The following is a 17526-nucleotide window of genomic DNA, read 5'->3' on the forward strand; positions in this document are numbered from 1 at the left end:
CGGTTTACGTTCCACGCTTCCTTCCCACACTCGGTCGCCCTCATGCAGTTGCGCTTCGCTTCATTCGCTGTGGCCAGCTCAAGAGAGGACTTTCACCTCTAGGATGGCGCCCATGCTGGGCGCACAAGTGAGTCGCCGAAAGGGCGAAACCATAAGTGGCCGTTACCGCAGGAATGGATATATACCCGGTCAACAAAGGAGGTCGGCTATCAGGCCGCTTTCGCGGGCAAGCCTCGCTCCTACAGTTTTGAGCAACGTACATCCATAAAATCGCGGCCAACAAAAAACCCGCTGAACGCTAATTCAGCGGGTTTCTCATTTCATCGGCAGGAAGATCAAAAATCTTCCAACCGCCATACCTCATAAGCCGGCGTCTCGTAGGGATGGCTGAGTTTCAGCGCGGCCACCACGGCCACGATCAACTCATCCGCCACCACCAGCTCAACCTTCCATTCCTCAACCTGCTCGACCTGCCCCGCCTCACCAATAAACGGCTGACTGCCATCCAAAGGCCGAAACTGGCCCAAACCTAACGCCTGCCACGCGCAGTGATCATAAGCCCCGATCCGCCCGCCACCGGCAGCGAACACAGCACTCTTGACCAGCTCGACATGACTGGCCGGAACGAAAAAACCGAGCTTATACACAGCTATCAGTTAACCCAGACGCGCGCATTACGGAACATACGCATCCACGGTGCGTCTTCGTTCCAGTCTTCCGAACGCCACGAGTTCTGCACGGCGCGGAACACACGCTCCGGGTGCGGCATCATGATCGTTACGCGACCGTCGCGGCTGGTCAAACCGGTGATCCCGCGCGGCGAGCCGTTCGGGTTGGCCGGGTAGTTTTCGGTGACCTTGCCATGGTTGTCGACGAAACGCATCGCCACGCAACCCGACAGATCGGCTTCCAGCAACGCTTCTTCGCTGGCGAACTCGGCATGACCTTCACCGTGAGCGATCGCGATCGGCATGCGCGAACCGGCCATGCCTTGCAGGAAGATCGAGTTCGACTCCTGGACCTGAACCATCGCCACGCGCGCTTCGAACTGCTCGGAACGGTTACGCACAAAGTGCGGCCAGAACTCGCTGCCCGGAATCAGCTCGTGCAGGTTGGACATCATCTGGCAACCGTTGCACACGCCGAGGGTGAAGCTGTCGTTACGTTCGAAGAAGCCCTGGAACGCATCGCGAGCACGGCTGTTGAACAGCGCGGACTTGGCCCAGCCTTCACCGGCACCCAGGACGTCGCCGTAGGAGAAACCGCCGCAAGCGACCATGCCCTTGAAGTCGTTCAGGTCGACACGGCCGGCCAGAATGTCGCTCATGTGCACGTCGATCGCGTTGAAACCGGCGCGGTCGAACGCAGCCGCCATTTCCACCTGACCGTTGACGCCCTGCTCACGCAGCACGGCAACTTGTGGGCGGATGCCTTTCTTGATGTAAGGCGCGGCAACGTCCTGGTTGACGTCGTAGCTCAGCTTGACGCTCAGGCCCGGGTTGTCTTCTTCCAGCAGCACGTCGAATTCTTGTTCGGCGCAATCGGCGTTATCACGCAGACGCTGGATCTGGTAGCTGGTTTCAGCCCACTGACGTTGCAGCAGACGACGCTGACCTTCGAAGACAGTGTCGCCGTTGAAGGTGATGCTGATCTCGCCGTTGTTCATCGGCTGACCGACCACCGAAACGCAGTCCCCCAGACCGGCCGCGCTGAACTGCGCGAGGATGTCTGGCGTGGCGTCCTGGCGAACCTGGATCACGGCGCCGAGTTCTTCGTTGAACAGGATCGCGGCGATGTCGGCGGAGGTTTCTGCCAGACCGTCGAGGTTCAGGCTCAGGCCGCAGTGGCCGGCGAAGGCCATTTCCACCACGCTGGTCAGCAGACCACCGTCGGAACGGTCATGGTAGGCCAACAGGTGACCGTCGGCGTTGAGGCCCTGGATCACGGCGAAGAAGGCTTTGAGATCTTCGGAGTCATCGACGTCCGGCGCTTGCGAGCCGAGCTTGCCGTGAACCTGGGCCAGGATCGAGGCGCCCATGCGGTTCTGGCCACGGCCCAGATCGATCAGGATCAGGTCGGTGGTGCCCTTGTTCATGCGCAGTTCCGGGGTCAGGGTCTGACGGATGTCAGCCACTGGCGCGAAACCGGTCACGATCAGGGACATCGGCGACGTCACGGTCTTGTCGACGCCTTCGTCGTTCCAGCGGGTGGCCATGGACATGGAATCCTTGCCCACCGGAATGGTAATGCCCAGCTCAGGGCACAGTTCCATGCCGACCGCTTTCACGGTGTCGTACAGACGCGCGTCTTCACCTGGGTGACCGGCAGCGGACATCCAGTTGGCCGACAGTTTGATGTCGGAGATCTTGTTGATGCGCGAAGCCGCGATGTTGGTCAGGGTTTCGCCGATGGCCATGCGACCCGACGCCGGAGCGTCCAGCAGTGCCAGCGGAGTGCGCTCGCCCATGGCCATGGCTTCACCGGTGTAAACGTCGAAGCTGGTGGCGGTGACGGCAACGTCGGCCACCGGAACCTGCCACGGGCCGACCATCTGATCACGGGCCACGAGGCCGGTGATGGTGCGGTCGCCGATGGTGATCAGGAAGCTTTTGCTGGCCACGGCCGGGTGATGCAGAACGCGCTCTACGCAGTCTGCAATTTCCAGCGTGCTTGGATCGAAGTCGTCGCCCAGTTCGTTTTCACGAACGGCCGAACGGTGCATGCGCGGGGCTTTGCCCAGCAGCACTTCCAGCGGCATGTCCACCGGGCTGTTGCCGAAGTGGCTGTCGGTGACCGTCAGTTGCGGCTCGGCAGTGGCTTCGCCGACCACGGCAAACGGGCAACGCTCGCGCTCGCAGATCGCCTGGAAGCGTTCGAAATCCGCTGGGCCGACCGCCAGAACGTAGCGCTCCTGGGATTCGTTACTCCAGATTTCGTGCGGGGCCATGCCCGGCTCGTCGTTTGGAATGTTGCGCAGTTCGAAGCGACCGCCACGATTACCGTCGTTGACCAGTTCCGGGAAGGCGTTGGACAGACCGCCCGCGCCGACGTCGTGGATGAAGCTGATCGGGTTTTTGTCGCCCAACTGCCAGCAACGGTCGATGACTTCCTGGCAGCGACGTTCCATCTCAGGGTTTTCGCGCTGTACCGAAGCGAAGTCCAGGTCGGCTGAGCTGGTGCCGGTGGCCATGGAAGAAGCAGCGCCGCCACCCAGACCGATCAACATCGCCGGGCCACCGAGCACGATCAGCTTGGAGCCGACGGTGATCTCGCCTTTCTGTACGTGTTCGGCACGGATGTTACCCATACCGCCGGCCAGCATGATCGGCTTGTGGTAACCGCGAACTTCGTCGCCACGCGGGGTGGTGATCGACTGTTCGAAGGTACGGAAATAACCGGTCAGGGCCGGACGACCGAATTCGTTGTTGAACGCGGCGCCACCCAGTGGGCCTTCGATCATGATGTCCAGCGCGGTGACGATGCGTTCAGGCTTGCCGTACGGCACTTCCCACGGCTGTTCGAAGCCCGGGATCTGCAAGTTCGATACGGTAAAACCGGTGAGGCCAGCCTTTGGCTTGGCGCCACGACCGGTAGCGCCTTCGTCGCGAATCTCGCCGCCGGAGCCAGTGGACGCGCCCGGGAACGGGGCAATCGCGGTCGGGTGGTTGTGAGTTTCGACTTTCATCAGGATGTGCACCGGTTCCTGCACCGCGCCGTACTGGCGGGTTTCAGGGTCCGGGAAGAAACGGCCGGCGACGTTACCGACGATCACCGAAGCGTTGTCCTTGTAAGCCGACAGCACGCCTTCGCTGTGCATCACGTAGGTGTTCTTGATCATGCCGAACAGGCTTTTTTCCTGGCTCTGACCATCAATGTCCCAACTGGCGTTGAAGATCTTGTGACGGCAGTGCTCGGAGTTCGCCTGGGCGAACATCATCAGTTCGATGTCGTGCGGGTTGCGCTTCAAACCAACGAAGGCGTTGACCAGGTAGTCGATTTCGTCTTCGGCCAGGGCCAGGCCCAGCTCGGTGTTGGCTTTTTCCAGCGCGGCGCGGCCGCCACCCAGCACGTCGATCGCGGTCAGCGGTTTCGGCTCGGCGTGGCTGAACAGGCCGGCGGCGTGTTCGAGGTTGCCCAATACGATCTGGGTCATGCGGTCGTGCAGCGCATCGGAGATCAGCTGAGCGTCGGCGTCGCTGAACTGGCCGGCCACGTAGAACGCGATGCCGCGCTCCAGGCGCTGGATCTTGCTCAGGCCGCAGTTGCGAGCGATGTCGCTGGCCTTGCTGGACCATGGCGAGATGGTGCCGAAACGCGGCAACACCAGGAACAGACGACCGGTCGGCTCTTGTACCGGAACACTTGGACCGTACTTCAGAAGGCGCGCAAGCACCTGCTGTTCGTCGCCGGTCAGGACGCCGGTAACTTCAGCGAAGTGAGCGAATTCAGCATACAAGCCGCTGACAGCCGGGACCTTCTGGCTCAGTTGCTCAAGGAGTTTGCTGTGGCGAAAGGCAGAAAGGGCAGGAGCGCCGCGCAGGATCAACATCTTCGGGACAGCCTCGGGAAGGGGTGTGCTTTGAGGCCGTGCATTCTAGCCTAAACCGCCCGCGACAGCACCCGAAACGGTACGCATGGCTGTCCCCGAACGTCGGGCCGGGTATCCGGACCTGAAACCTGTGTTCTGCGACGGTTATTTTTTCTGTCACAAAATGCGGTCCGGGCCCATTCCTGCGGGCTCCACGCGGGTTTCCCGCGCCCTACCAGACAAGCCCTTCGCTGTCGAGATATGGCGCTCGTGGTCCTTTGCGTATACTGCGCAGATGTTTTCCCCAACGGCTTTGCGTCCGCGGTACGCCAAATGGCTGATCGCAACCGGACTCTTCCTGATGCTCAGTGGCTGTGTTGATAAACCCAACACACTGGAGCGCATAAAGGAGGATGGCGTGCTGCGGGTGGTTACCCGAAACAGCCCCGCCACCTACTTTCAGGATCGCAACGGTGAAACCGGCTTCGAATACGAGCTGGTGAAGCGCTTCGCCGACGATCTGGGGGTGGAGCTCAAGATCGAGACCGCCGACAACCTTGACGACCTGTTCAGTCAGGTGGGCAAGCCTAACGGCCCGGTGCTGGCTGCTGCCGGTCTGGTCAGCAGCGAGCAACGCAAACAACAGGTGCGGTTTTCCCACTCCTACCTGGAAGTCACCCCACAGATCATCTACCGCAACGGCCAATCACGGCCGACCGACGCGGGCGACCTGGTCGGCAAGAAGATCATGGTGCTCAAGGGCAGCACCCACGCCGGGCAACTGGCGGAGCTGAAAAAGAAATATCCAGGCATTGAATACGAAGAGTCCGACGCGGTTGAAGTCGTCGACCTGCTGCGCATGGTCGATGAAGGTCAGATTGATCTGACCCTGGTCGACTCAAACGAAGTGGCGATGAACCAGGTCTACTTCCCCAAGGTGCGGGTAGCCTTCGACCTCGGTGACGCCAGCAACCAGAGTTGGGCCGTGGCCTCTGGCGACGACAACAGCTTGCTCAACGAGATCAACGCCTACCTCGACAAGGTGAAGAAGAACGGCACCCTGCAACGCCTGAAAGACCGCTATTACGGGCACGTCGATGTGCTCGGCTACGTCGGCGCCTATACCTTCGCCCAACACTTGCAACAACGTCTGCCCAAATACGAACAGCACTTCAAGGCGTACGCCAAGAAAGAGAAAGTCGATTGGCGCCTGCTGGCCGCGGTCGGCTATCAGGAATCGCTATGGCAAGCGGCCGTCACATCGAAGACCGGCGTGCGCGGACTGATGATGCTGACCCAGAACACCGCGCAGGCGATGGGCGTTTCCAATCGACTGGACCCCAAACAAAGCATCATGGGCGGCGCCAAGTACCTGGCCTACGTGAAGGATCAGTTGGATGAGTCGATCCAGGAGCCGGATCGCACCTGGTTTGCACTGGCGGCCTACAACGTTGGCGGCGGTCACCTGGATGACGCACGCAAACTGGCGGCCAAGGAAGGTCTGAACCCGGACAAGTGGCTGGACGTGAAGAAGATCCTGCCGCGGCTGTCAGAGAAGAAGTGGTACAGCAAGACGCGTTATGGCTACGCCCGGGGCGGCGAGCCTGTGCATTTCGTGGCGAACATCCGTCGCTACTACGACATCCTGACGTGGGTGACGCAACCGCAACTTGAAGGCAATCAGGTGGCCGAGGGCAACCTGCATGTACCTGGGGTCGACAAGACCAAGCCGAGCCAGGAAACCCCGCAGCTCTGACAGAACAACCGAGATCAAATGTGGGAGCGGGCTTGCTCGCGAAAGCGGTGTGTCAGTCAACGAAGATGTTGAATGTTAAACCGCATTCGCGAGCAAGCCCGCTCCCACAGGGGTGTTGTGTTGGGTTTTTAGGCTTTTGCGGCGGCCAGGATCAATGCCTTCATTTCCGACACCGCCGACTTGAAGCCCACGAACAACGCATGAGCCACCAGCGCATGGCCGATGTTCAGTTCGTTGATGCCTTTGATCGCGGCTACCGCTTCAACGTTGTGATAGTGCAATCCGTGGCCAGCATTAACGATCAGGCCCTGAGCCAAACCAAATGCCACACCGTCAGCGACTCGCTTAAGCTCTTCAGCCACTTCAGTCGGCGTCTCGGCATCGGCATAACGACCGGTGTGCAATTCGATTGCCGGCGCACCCACACGACGGGACGCTTCGATCTGCCGCTCGTCAGCATCGATGAACAGCGACACTTCACAGCCGATCTTTGACAGGCGATCCACCGCTGCTTTAATCCGTACTTCCTGTCCCGCTACGTCCAGGCCACCTTCAGTGGTCAGTTCCTGACGGGTTTCCGGGACCAGGCAAATGTGCGCCGGGCGGATGCGCTCGGCGAACAGCATCATTTCTTCGGTGACGCCCATTTCGAAGTTCATGCGGGTTTGCAGCACGTCCTTGAGCAACAGCACGTCGCGTTCCTGGATGTGCCGGCGGTCTTCGCGCAGGTGCACGGTGATGCCGTCAGCGCCCGCCTCTTCCGCGTCCAGTGCTGCCTTGACCGGATCCGGATAGCGCGTGCCCCGGGCCTGACGCAGGGTGGCAACGTGGTCGATGTTCACGCCAAGAAGAATGCGATTGCTGGTGGTCAAGGAAGCGCTCCTGAAGATAGGGAAGTTCGGTGCACAGCATACGGGGTGATCAGGGCTTGCGAAACAGTTCGCGGCTGACGAGGGGACGACCGCCCAGGTGAACGGCCAACGCCTGGCGCATCAGACGTTTGGCAGCGGACAATGCGCCGGGCGCGGTCCAGTCAGCGTCGGCCATGGCCAACAGCTCGGTGCCGTTGAACAGGCCGGGTTGCAGCAAGTACACCTGCTCCAGGCCGGCGTCCACTTGCAATCGGTACAGACCGTCCGGGGCGATGGGCTCGCCGTGGATGTCGGTGGTCAGGGCGAAGCCGTAACCGAGGTCGTCGAGCAGGCGCCATTCGAAGGATCGCAGCAACGGTTCCAGTGGGCGCCCTTCGGCCAGCGCGAGCAACGTCGCGGCATAGTGATCGAACACGCCAGGGTGCGGGTCTTCTGCGGGCAACAGGCGGATCAGCAGTTCATTGAGGTAGAGGCCACTGAACAGGGCCTCACCGATGAGCCATGTAGAAGTACCCGCACTTTCCATGCGTCCGACATTCTTCAGATCGCCACGTCCGCGAAACTCGACTTCCAGCGGCACGAATGGTCGGGCCAATGTCCCGGCCTTGCCCCGCGCGCTACGCAACACCGCCCGCAGCCGACCTTGCGGCGTGAGGAAGTCCACCAGCGCGCTGCTTTCGCGGTAAGCGCGGCTGTGAAGCACGAAAGCGGGTTGGCCGATGGGCTGGGACATGGAGTTCTCAATGACGGAACGCAGTTTTACAAACAACCCGAAACCAATGTGGGAGCGGGCTTGCTCGCGAATGCGGTGTGACAGTCAACATCAATGCTGAATGTTACATCGTCTTCGCGAGCAAGCCCGCTCCCACAGAGGTTATACGGTGCAGCGTCGACCGGGTTACAGATCGCCGTAACCCAGCGAACGCAGAGCGCGCTCGTCGTCAGACCAGCCGCCTTTCACTTTCACCCAAAGGTTGAGCATGATCTTGGAGTCGAACAGCAGCTCCATGTCCTTGCGCGCCTCGGTGCCGATGCGTTTGATCCGCTCGCCCTTGTCGCCAATGATGATTTTCTTCTGGCCGTCGCGCTCAACGAGGATCAAGGCATGGATATGCAGGGTTTTGCCCTGCTGCTTGAACTCTTCGATTTCGACGGTGATCTGGTACGGCAGCTCGGCGCCCATCTGGCGCATGATTTTCTCGCGTACCAGTTCAGCGGCGAGGAAGCGGCTGCTGCGGTCGGTGATCTGGTCTTCCGGGAAGAAGTGATCGTTTTCCGGCAGGTAGCCGGCAATCACACGCTCCAGCGCTTCGAGGTTGTGCCCGTGCTGGGCCGAGATCGGCATGATCTGCGCGTTCGGCAACTGTTCCTGCAACCAGGTCAGGTGCGGCATCAGCTCGGATTTGTCTTCGATGCGATCGGTCTTGTTCAGCGCCACGATCAGCGGGCCGGTCACGTACTGGACGCGTTCGAGAACCATCTGGTCTTCGTCGGTCCATTTGGTGCGGTCAACCACGAAGATCACCACGTCGACGTCTTTCAACGCCGCCGAAGCGGTCTTGTTCATGTAGCGGTTCAGAGCCTTTTCGCCGCCCTTGTGCATGCCCGGGGTGTCGACGTAGATCGCCTGCACGGCGCCTTCGGTCTTGATGCCCAGCATGTTGTGACGGGTGGTTTGCGGCTTGCGCGAAGTGATCGCCAGCTTCTGACCCAGGATATGGTTCAGCAGCGTGGACTTGCCCACGTTGGGACGGCCGACGATGGCAACATAGCCACAGCGAGTTGCAGTTGAATCAGTCATTGCCATTCTCCACACCCAGGGCAATCAGTGCTGCGGCGGCCGCTACCTGTTCGGCAATACGACGACTCACACCCTGACCTCGGCTTTTTTCATTCAGTAAGGTGATTTCACATTCGACGAAGAACGTCCGGCAATGCGGCTCACCCTGGATATCCACCACTTCGTAACGCGGCAGCTCGCAACCACGCGATTGCAGAAATTCCTGCAGGCGGGTTTTTGGATCTTTGTTGGTGTCGACCAGCGTCAGGCCTTCGAACTCACCGGCCAGCCAGGCCAGCACGCGCTCGCGCGCCATGTCCATGCCAGCATCGAGGTAGATCGCACCAATCAGTGCTTCCAGGGCATCGGCCAGAATCGACTCGCGACGGAAGCCGCCGCTTTTCAACTCACCGGAGCCCAGGCGCAGGTATTCGCCCAGGTCGAAACCGCGGGCCAGTACGGCCAGCGTCTCACCTTTCACCAGGCGTGCGCGCAAACGCGACAACTGGCCTTCGCGGGCCAGCGGGAAGCGATCGAACAGCGCCTCGCCAGCGACGAAGTTGAGGATGGCATCACCGAGGAATTCCAGGCGTTCGTTGTTGCGCCCGGCAAAACTGCGGTGAGTCAGGGCCAGGACCATCAGTTCCTGATCCTTGAAGGTGTAGCCGAGCTGACGCTCTAGACGGCTTAAGGAGACGCTCACGGTTTACCCACGCTGAGTTCGTGGCTGGATTCCACCGCCATGGCCGTGGTGCGGCGCAGGCTTGGGACAATTAACGCTGTGTTCAAAAATAACGTCCTGAATATCATTGGCTTCATGCTTTCGGCGCCGATTGTGTCGACTCCAGAAATGCATTCGGCGCTGTGTTCAACAGCGCCGTGTGTGATTACTTGATCAGGCCAACCCGCGAGAAATTCGGCAGGTGACTGAGTTTGGGTTCCGGCCAGCTCATCCAGACTGCGAAGGCCTTGCCGACGATATTCTTGTCGGGAACCATGCCCAGCAGATCCTTGGGAATGCTCGGATCATCCCAGTAGCGACTGTCGTTGGAGTTGTCGCGGTTGTCGCCCATCATGAAATAGTGCCCGGCCGGCACGGTCCACGAATGGTCCGGCGTTGCGCGGTAGCGGCTCATTTCCTTGCGGATCAAGTGCTCGGCCACGCCGAGTTTTTCCTTGTAGAGCTCGGCACTGCCCAGCGTGCCCGGCTCGGAGCCGACCCGTTGTTCGGCAATCGATTCGCCGTTGACAAACAAGCGCTTGTCGGCGGTGTAACGAATCTGGTCACCCGGCAGGCCCACCACACGCTTGATGTAGTTGACGTTCGGATCGCTCGGGTAGCGGAACACCATCACATCGCCGCGCTGCGGATCACCGACTTCGATGACTTTCTTGTCGAGCACCGGCAGGCGGATCCCGTAAGAAAACTTGTTCACCAGAATGAAGTCGCCGACGTCCAGGGTCGGTTTCATCGAGCCGGAAGGAATCTGGAACGGCTCCACGAGGAACGAACGCAGCACCAGCACGATGAACAACACCGGGAAGAACGACTTGCCGTATTCGACCAGCAGCGGCTCTTTGTTCAGTTTCTCGACGACCACCATGTCAGCCTGGCTGACGCTCCCCTGATAGGAGTTGATGGCAGCCCGGCGCCGAGGCGCCAGGAACAGCAGATCGAGCAACGCCAACAGGCCGCAGACGAACACGGCGATGACCAGCAACAGCGGGAAATTTAGTGACATAGGACCTAACTATCCAACCTGAGCACCGCAAGGAAGGCTTCTTGTGGAATTTCCACGTTGCCGACTTGCTTCATGCGTTTTTTACCGGCCTTCTGCTTTTCAAGCAGCTTTTTCTTACGGCTTACGTCACCGCCGTAGCATTTGGCCAATACGTTCTTTCTGAGAGCCTTGACGGAGGTCCGCGCAATGATCTGCCCGCCAATGGCGGCCTGGATCGCGACGTCGAACATCTGGCGCGGAATCAGTTCTTTCATCTTCTCGGTCAACTGGCGACCTTTGTAGTGCGCGTTATCCTTGTGCACGATCAGCGCCAGGGCGTCGACCTTGTCACCGTTGATCAGCACATCCAGTTTCACCAGATTAGCTGATTGATAACGGTCGAAATGGTAATCCAGCGAAGCATAACCGCGGCTGGTGGACTTCAGACGGTCGAAGAAGTCGAGGACCACTTCGTTCATCGGCAAATCGTAGGTCACCTGGACCTGCGTACCGAGGAACAACATGTCGTGCTGCACACCACGCTTCTCGATGCACAGGGTAATGACGTTGCCCAGATGCTCTTGCGGCACAAGAATGTTGGCCCGCACGATCGGTTCGCGCATGTCTTCGATCGAGGACAGGTCTGGAAGCTTCGACGGGTTGTCGACGTAAATCGTTTCACCGGTTTTCAGCAACAGCTCGAAAATAACCGTCGGCGCCGTGGTGATCAGGTCCAGGTCGTACTCGCGCTCCAGGCGCTCCTGGATGATTTCCATGTGCAGCATGCCGAGGAACCCGCAACGGAAGCCGAAGCCCAGGGCGTCGGAGCTTTCCGGGGTGTACTGCAGGGACGAGTCGTTGAGCGTGAGCTTTTGCAGGGCTTCACGGAAATCTTCGAAGTCGTCGGAGCTGACCGGGAACAGGCCGGCGTAGACCTGCGGCTGAATGCGTTTGAAGCCTGGCAGCACGTCAACGTCTGGCGTGGAGCTCAAGGTCAGGGTGTCACCGACCGGTGCACCGTGAATGTCCTTGATGCCGGCAATGATGAAGCCCACTTCGCCGGCCTTCAGGTCAACAGTGGCGGTGTGTTTCGGGTTGAAGACACCGACGCTGTCCACCAGGTGGATCTTGCCGGTGGATTTGACCAGGATCTTGTCGCCCTTCTTCACGCGACCGTGGCGCACGCGCACCAGGGAAACAACGCCCAGGTAATTGTCGAACCAGGAATCGATGATCAACGCTTGCAGCGGATCTTCATAGTTGCCGGTTGGCGCAGGAATGGTCTTGACCAGGCGCTCGAGCACTTCGTCGACGCCCAGACCGGTCTTGGCACTGCACTCGACCGCATCGGTGGCATCGATGCCGATGATTTTTTCGATTTCTTCTTTGACGCGGTCCGGATCGGCCTGCGGCAGGTCGATCTTGTTCAGGACCGGCATCACTTCCAGGCCCTGCTCAATCGCGGTGTAGCAGTTGGCAACCGATTGCGCTTCAACGCCTTGACCGGCATCGACCACCAGCAACGCGCCTTCACAGGCCGCCAGCGACCGGCTGACTTCATAGGTGAAGTCGACGTGGCCCGGGGTGTCAATGAAGTTCAGCTGGTACTTGATGCCATCGCGAGCGGTGTAATACAGGGTGACGCTGTGGGCCTTGATGGTGATCCCGCGTTCACGTTCCAGGTCCATGGAGTCCAGCACCTGGGCTTCCATTTCGCGCTCGGCGAGGCCGCCACACATCTGGATGAAGCGATCGGCCAGCGTCGACTTGCCATGGTCAATGTGGGCGATGATGGAGAAATTGCGGATATGACTCAAATCACTCACGGATCAACACTCAAAAAGGCTGCAGGCATAGCCCGCCGAAAAATAGCCGGGAATTGTACCTGATCCACGGCGCAAGCGTCACGTTCGCAGGTCAGACGGCACCTACAAAAACGCCCCGGTCTTGCGACAGGGGCGTTTTTTGTGACCCGCGGGGTCGGGAAAAACCCGTGATCAGCCGGCTCGGCGCAACAGCCAGACACCGGCCAGGGCACAGACGCCGGCCGGAACCAGCACCGCAAACAGCGGCGAGAATCCGAACACCAGGCTCGAAGGCCCCAGCAAATCCTGGACGATGCGAAAGGTGAAGCCGACGAGCACCCCAGTGAACACCCGCTGACCGAGGGTCACCGAGCGCAACGGGCCAAAGATGAAGGAAATCGCCATCAATACCAGCGCCGCGGTCACCAGCGGCTGCAACACCTTGACCCAAAACGCCAGCCAGTAACGGCCGTTGCTCAACCCCTGGTCAGCCAGGTAGTGGATGTAACCCCACAGGCCGCTGATCGACAGCGTGTCAGGCGACATCACCACCGTGCTCAGCAGTTGCGGACTCAAGGCGACATCCCAACGCTCGTCGGGGGTGGTGACCACTTCGGTGCTCTTTTCATGGAACAGCGTGGTGGTGACGTCGCTCAACTGCCAGTGATCCTGATCGAACTTCGCCCGCTTGGCGAAGCTGGACGACAGCATATGACGCTCATTATCGAAACGATAACGGGTGACGCCGTACAGCAAACCGTTCGGTTGCACAGAGTTGACGTGAATGAACTCATCACCCTGGCGGTGCCACAGACCATGCTTGGCGCTCTGCGCATCGCCGCCACCCTGAGCCAGGGAGCGGTTGGCCTGAGCGGTGACTTCGGTGGCCGGCGCGACGTATTCGCCGATCAGCACACCCACCACCATCAGGACCAGCATTGGCTTCATGACCGCCCAGACGATCCGGCCGACCGACACGCCGGCGGCGCGCATGATAGTCAGCTCGCTGTGGCTGGCCAGGCTGCCAAGGCCGATCAGGCAACCGATCAGCGCCGCCATTGGCAACATGTCGTACAAACGACGGGGCGCGGTCAGCAAGACGTAACTCAAAACGTCCATCAAGGTGTAGGTATCGCTGACCTCACTCATCTCATCGATGAAGGCAAACAGTGTCGCCAGGCCAAGAATAATCCCCAGTACCGCCAGGATTGCTACGAATACGCTGCTACCGATGTAGCGATCCAGCTTAACCACGGGCCACCTCCAATGCGGCTCGGCGACTCGCCATCTTCAAGCGCAACGGCTCCCAATAGAGCAAGCCCAGGCCAATGGCCAGGAAAATCGCGTGCACCCACCACAACCCCAGCGCCGGCGGGATCTTGCCTTTTTCGAGGGCGCCGCGCGCGGCAATCAGGATGCTCAGGTAAGCCATATAAAGAAGAATCGCCGGCAGCAGCTTGAGGAAACGCCCCTGGCGTGGATTGACCCGCGACAGCGGCACCGCCATCAGGGTCACGATGAACACCAGCAACGGCAGGGACAGACGCCATTGCAGTTCAGTGCGCGAGCGGATGTCATCGCTGCCGATCAAAGAACGGGTGGTCATTGCATCGCGGTCGGTGACTTCGTCGCTGACGTCCGGCTTGGGCAGCAATACGCCGTACTCCTCGTATTTGATCGCCCGGTAGTCGGCCTGCCCCGGGTTACCGTCGTAGCGATAGCCGTTGTCGAGAATCAGGTAGCGGTTGCCGTCAGGGCGGATTTCCTGACGGCCCCTCTCGGCCACCAGCACGGAAATCCCGCGATCCTTCTTGTCGGAGTTGATGTTTTTTTGCGAAATGAACACCCCCCCCAGATTGATACGGTCATCCGACAGCTGTTCGGTGTAAGTCACCCGGGTACCGTCGCGCAGGGCCTGGAAACGACCCGGCTCCAGGGTATCGAACTCGGTCAGCGCGTCCTGCTTGTTCAGCAGCAACTGGAACTGATTGGCACCTTGTGGCGCCAGGCTCAGACTCAGCCACGCCACGACCAGCGCAACCAGCGTGGCCGGAAACAGCGTCATGGCAAACAGACGTTGCTGACTCATGCCGGTGGCCGACAACACGGTCATTTCGCTTTCGAGGTACAGGCGGCCGTAGGCCAGCAGGATCCCGAGAAACAGGCCCAGCGGCAGGATAAGCTGCAGGAAACCTGGCAGACGAAAGCCCATGATCAGGAACAGGGAGCCCGGATCCAGCAGGCCCGAGGCCGCCTGGGCGAGGTATTTGATGAAGCGACCGCTCATGATGATGACCAGCAGCACGGCGCTGACGGCGCTCAAGGTCAACAGGACTTCGCGGGACAGATAACGGAAGACAATCAAACCAGACACTCCAGGGTTGTCAGGCTAAGGCGGCCAAACAAGCAAACGTATCAGACAGCCCGCAGGGCAGGGCCGCCGAAAAAGTTGGCGCATTATCCTGTGATTGAGTGCGCCTGTCACTGCGCATGCTCAAGCAGGCGGGTAATGCGTTGAAGATCGTACAACCGAGGGTTGTCAGGCGCAGTGAGCGAGGTTCAAACTGCGGCCTTTGTCGCGGGCCGTGACCTGCGTCTTTCTATTTATAAGCAAGCGTCTGTGCGCCGCCGTTTTGCCCGCGCACGTTGACCATTAATTCAGGGACCCGACATGGAACTGGTTGTAAAAAGCGTTAGCCCAGAAACGTTGAAGACCGCCACTCTGGTGGTCGCCGTCGGCGAAGGCAGCAAGCTCGGCGCCGTGGCAAAACAACTCGACGAACTGAGCGGCGGCGCCATCAGCGCGGTACTCAAGCGCGGCGACCTGACCGGCAAAGTCGGCCAGAGCCTGCTGCTGCACAGCCTGCCTAACCTCAAGGCCGAGCGCGTTCTGCTGGTCGGCGTGGGCAAGGACGAAGAGCTGGGCGACCGCCCGTTCCGTAAAATCATCGCTGGCGTCCTCAACACCCTTAAAGGCCTGGGCGGCACCGACGCCGTGCTGGCGCTGGACGAAGTCGTGGTCAAAGGCCGCGACAGCTACGGCAAAACCCGCATGCTGGCCGAAACCCTGGTGGACGGCGAATACACCTTCGACCAGTTCAAGAGCCAGAAAGCCGAACCGCGCTCCCTGAAGAAGATCACTCTGGTGACCATCAAGGCTGCACAGGCCGAAGTCGAGCGCGCCGCGGCCCACGCCACTGCGATCGCTAACGGCATGGCGTTCACCCGCGACCTGGGCAACCTGCCACCGAACATTTGCCACCCGACATTCCTCGGCGAACAAGCCAAGAACCTGGGAAAGGAATTCAAGAGCCTGAAAGTCGAAGTCCTTGATGAGAAGAAGATCAAGGAACTGGGCATGGGCTCGTTCTACGCCGTCGGCCAGGGCAGCGCGCAACCGCCACGCCTGATCGTCATGCAATACAACGGCGGCAAGAAATCCGAGAAGCCGTATGCACTGGTCGGCAAAGGCATCACCTTTGACACCGGCGGCATCAGCCTGAAACCGGGTGCCGGCATGGATGAAATGAAGTACGACATGGGCGGCGCGGCCAGCGTGTTCGGCACCCTGCGCGCCGTGCTCGAGCTGAAGCTGCCGATCAACCTGGTGTGCATCCTGGCCTGCGCCGAGAACATGCCGAGCGGCAACGCTTCGCGCCCAGGCGACATCGTCACCACCATGAGCGGCCAGACTGTTGAAATCCTCAATACCGACGCCGAAGGCCGTCTGGTGCTGTGCGATGCACTGACCTACTCCGAGCGCTTCAAGCCGCAAGCCGTGATCGATATCGCGACCCTGACCGGCGCTTGCGTCGTTGCCCTGGGTTCCCACACTTCCGGCCTGCTGGGCAACAACGACGAGCTGATCGGTCAACTGCTGAGCGCCGGCAAGGCTGCCGACGACCGCGCCTGGCAACTGCCGCTGTTCGATGAGTACCAAGAGCAGCTGGACAGCCCGTTCGCCGACATCGCCAACATCGGCGGCCCGAAAGCCGGCACCATCACTGCAGCCTGCTTCCTGTCGCGGTTCACCAAAAACCTGAACTGGGCGCACCTGGACATCGCCGGCACCGCATGGACCAGCGGCGGCAAGGACAAGGGCGCCACTGGCCGTCCGGTTCCGTTGCTGACCCAATACCTGCTGGACCGCGCCAAAGCCTGAAACCGATGACCTCGGGTGGCGTCACTTCCGGGTGACGCCGTTCGTGGCTCAGGAACCGCAATGACCAAAGTCGACTTCTATATCCTGCCCAGCGCCGATCCGTCGGCACGGCTGGATTTTGCCTGCAAACTCACCGAAAAAGCCTGGCGCATGGGCCACCGCATTTACCTGCATTGCAGCGATGCCGCCCAACGCGAGGATCTCGATGCACGTTTATGGGCTTTCAAGGGTGAAAGCTTCGTGCCTCACGGGCCTGCCGAAAGCGAACCTGAGGGTTTGATTGTGCTGGGGCTGGGTGATGACTGCGGTCCGCATCAGGATCTGCTGGTCAATCTCGACCTGAAAGTGCCGGTGTTCGCCAAACAGTTCGCCCGCGTGGCGGAAGTGGTGGTGGAAGATCCGACGATTCGTGCGGCCGCGCGGGAGAGTTTCCGTTTCTATCGCGAACAGGGCTATCCTCTGCAAGATCACCGATTACAGCGACTTTGAGCATTCCGATGGACACTCCAAAACCGCAACAGAAGTCCGCGCACCTGCTGGATGACCTCGAGTCGATCCGCCAACTGCTCGGCGATGACAACCTGCAACCGCCGCTGCTGACCGACACGGTCGAAGACGGTGATCAGGAACAGATTCCGATGTTGTTCGACTCCGTCAGCGGTGCGCCGCAGGACGTCGAACCGACACCACCCGCCCCTGCCGCGCAACCGGCACCGGCGGCCGGCAAAGGTCCTGATGCCTTGCTGCATCTCGACAGCGAACTGCGTGCTGCTGCGATGTTGATCATGCAAGACGTGATCGATGATTTTGCACCGCACATTGAAACCGAAATCAAGCGCCGGCTGGATGCGCGGATGGAGCGGTTGCTTAGCCAGTACGAATAACACCCTCTCCTGTGGAAG

General features: G+C 60.2%; 14 protein-coding genes. 4 read left to right on the forward strand and 10 right to left on the reverse strand.

What is annotated here, in order from left to right; genetic code table 11:
• Nucleotides 1-335: 335 nt before the first annotated feature.
• Nucleotides 336-647, reverse strand: coding sequence for a YqfO family protein (locus EYC95_RS25655; protein ID WP_131062813.1), 312 nt, complete (start codon nucleotides 645-647; stop codon nucleotides 336-338).
• A gap of 5 nt (nucleotides 648-652) precedes the next feature.
• Nucleotides 653-4549, reverse strand: coding sequence for a phosphoribosylformylglycinamidine synthase (purL, locus tag EYC95_RS25660; protein ID WP_131062814.1), 3897 nt, complete (start codon nucleotides 4547-4549; stop codon nucleotides 653-655).
• Between the two features lie 274 nt (nucleotides 4550-4823).
• Here purL and mltF point away from each other — a divergent pair, with 274 nt between their 5' ends.
• Nucleotides 4824-6284 carry a membrane-bound lytic murein transglycosylase MltF gene (gene mltF / locus EYC95_RS25665; RefSeq protein WP_131062815.1) on the forward strand — a complete coding sequence of 487 codons (1461 nt, stop codon included), beginning with the start codon at nucleotides 4824-4826 and terminating at the stop codon, nucleotides 6282-6284.
• 128 nt (nucleotides 6285-6412) lie between these two features.
• On the opposite strand, the gene pdxJ is transcribed toward mltF, so the two are convergent.
• The 8 genes from pdxJ to lptF form a co-directional block, all read right to left on the reverse strand.
• Nucleotides 6413-7156 carry a pyridoxine 5'-phosphate synthase gene (gene pdxJ, locus EYC95_RS25675; RefSeq protein WP_131062816.1) on the reverse strand — a complete coding sequence of 248 codons (744 nt, stop codon included), beginning with the start codon at nucleotides 7154-7156 and terminating at the stop codon, nucleotides 6413-6415.
• A 49-nt stretch (nucleotides 7157-7205) separates the two neighbouring features.
• A complete protein-coding gene (gene recO, locus EYC95_RS25680; RefSeq protein WP_131062817.1) occupies nucleotides 7206-7889 on the reverse strand; it encodes a DNA repair protein RecO in 684 nt (227 codons plus the stop codon).
• Between the two features lie 165 nt (nucleotides 7890-8054).
• The gene (era, locus tag EYC95_RS25685; protein WP_131062818.1) at nucleotides 8055-8957 is read right to left on the reverse strand and encodes a GTPase Era; all 903 of its coding nucleotides are present in this window, start codon (nucleotides 8955-8957) and stop codon (nucleotides 8055-8057) included.
• Entirely contained in the window at nucleotides 8950-9639 is a 690-nt protein-coding gene (gene rnc, locus EYC95_RS25690) for a ribonuclease III (RefSeq protein WP_010463056.1), read from the reverse strand. Before rnc ends, era begins: the two co-directional genes overlap by 8 nt.
• 184 nt (nucleotides 9640-9823) lie before the next feature.
• On the reverse strand, nucleotides 9824-10678 hold the full coding sequence (lepB, locus tag EYC95_RS25695; RefSeq protein WP_131062819.1) for a signal peptidase I: 855 nt from the start codon (nucleotides 10676-10678) through the stop codon (nucleotides 9824-9826).
• Between the two features lie 5 nt (nucleotides 10679-10683).
• Nucleotides 10684-12483, reverse strand: a complete 1800-nt coding sequence (gene lepA, locus EYC95_RS25700) for a translation elongation factor 4 (RefSeq protein ID WP_008151572.1) — start codon at nucleotides 12481-12483, stop codon at nucleotides 10684-10686.
• 171 nt (nucleotides 12484-12654) lie between these two features.
• Nucleotides 12655-13716, reverse strand: coding sequence for an LPS export ABC transporter permease LptG (gene lptG / locus EYC95_RS25705; protein WP_131062820.1), 1062 nt, complete (start codon nucleotides 13714-13716; stop codon nucleotides 12655-12657).
• Nucleotides 13709-14827: an LPS export ABC transporter permease LptF gene (lptF, locus tag EYC95_RS25710; RefSeq protein ID WP_131062821.1), complete on the reverse strand. Its 1119-nt coding sequence runs from the start codon at nucleotides 14825-14827 to the stop codon at nucleotides 13709-13711. Before lptF ends, lptG begins: the two co-directional genes overlap by 8 nt.
• Nucleotides 14828-15133: 306 nt before the next feature.
• On the opposite strand from lptF, the gene EYC95_RS25715 reads away from it, so the two are divergent.
• Genes EYC95_RS25715 through EYC95_RS25725 form a run of 3 tightly spaced genes read left to right on the forward strand, consistent with a single transcriptional unit; the run spans nucleotide 15134 to nucleotide 17508 of the window.
• On the forward strand, nucleotides 15134-16624 hold the full coding sequence (locus EYC95_RS25715; RefSeq protein ID WP_131062822.1) for a leucyl aminopeptidase: 1491 nt from the start codon (nucleotides 15134-15136) through the stop codon (nucleotides 16622-16624).
• 60 nt (nucleotides 16625-16684) lie between these two features.
• Nucleotides 16685-17113: a DNA polymerase III subunit chi gene (locus tag EYC95_RS25720; protein WP_131062823.1), complete on the forward strand. Its 429-nt coding sequence runs from the start codon at nucleotides 16685-16687 to the stop codon at nucleotides 17111-17113.
• 8 nt (nucleotides 17114-17121) lie between these two features.
• Nucleotides 17122-17508: a DNA polymerase III subunit chi gene (locus tag EYC95_RS25725; RefSeq protein WP_131062824.1), complete on the forward strand. Its 387-nt coding sequence runs from the start codon at nucleotides 17122-17124 to the stop codon at nucleotides 17506-17508.
• Nucleotides 17509-17526: the final 18 nt, after the last annotated feature.

The organism is Pseudomonas sp. BGI-2 (assembly GCF_004310295.1).
Taxonomy (GTDB): domain Bacteria; phylum Pseudomonadota; class Gammaproteobacteria; order Pseudomonadales; family Pseudomonadaceae; genus Aquipseudomonas.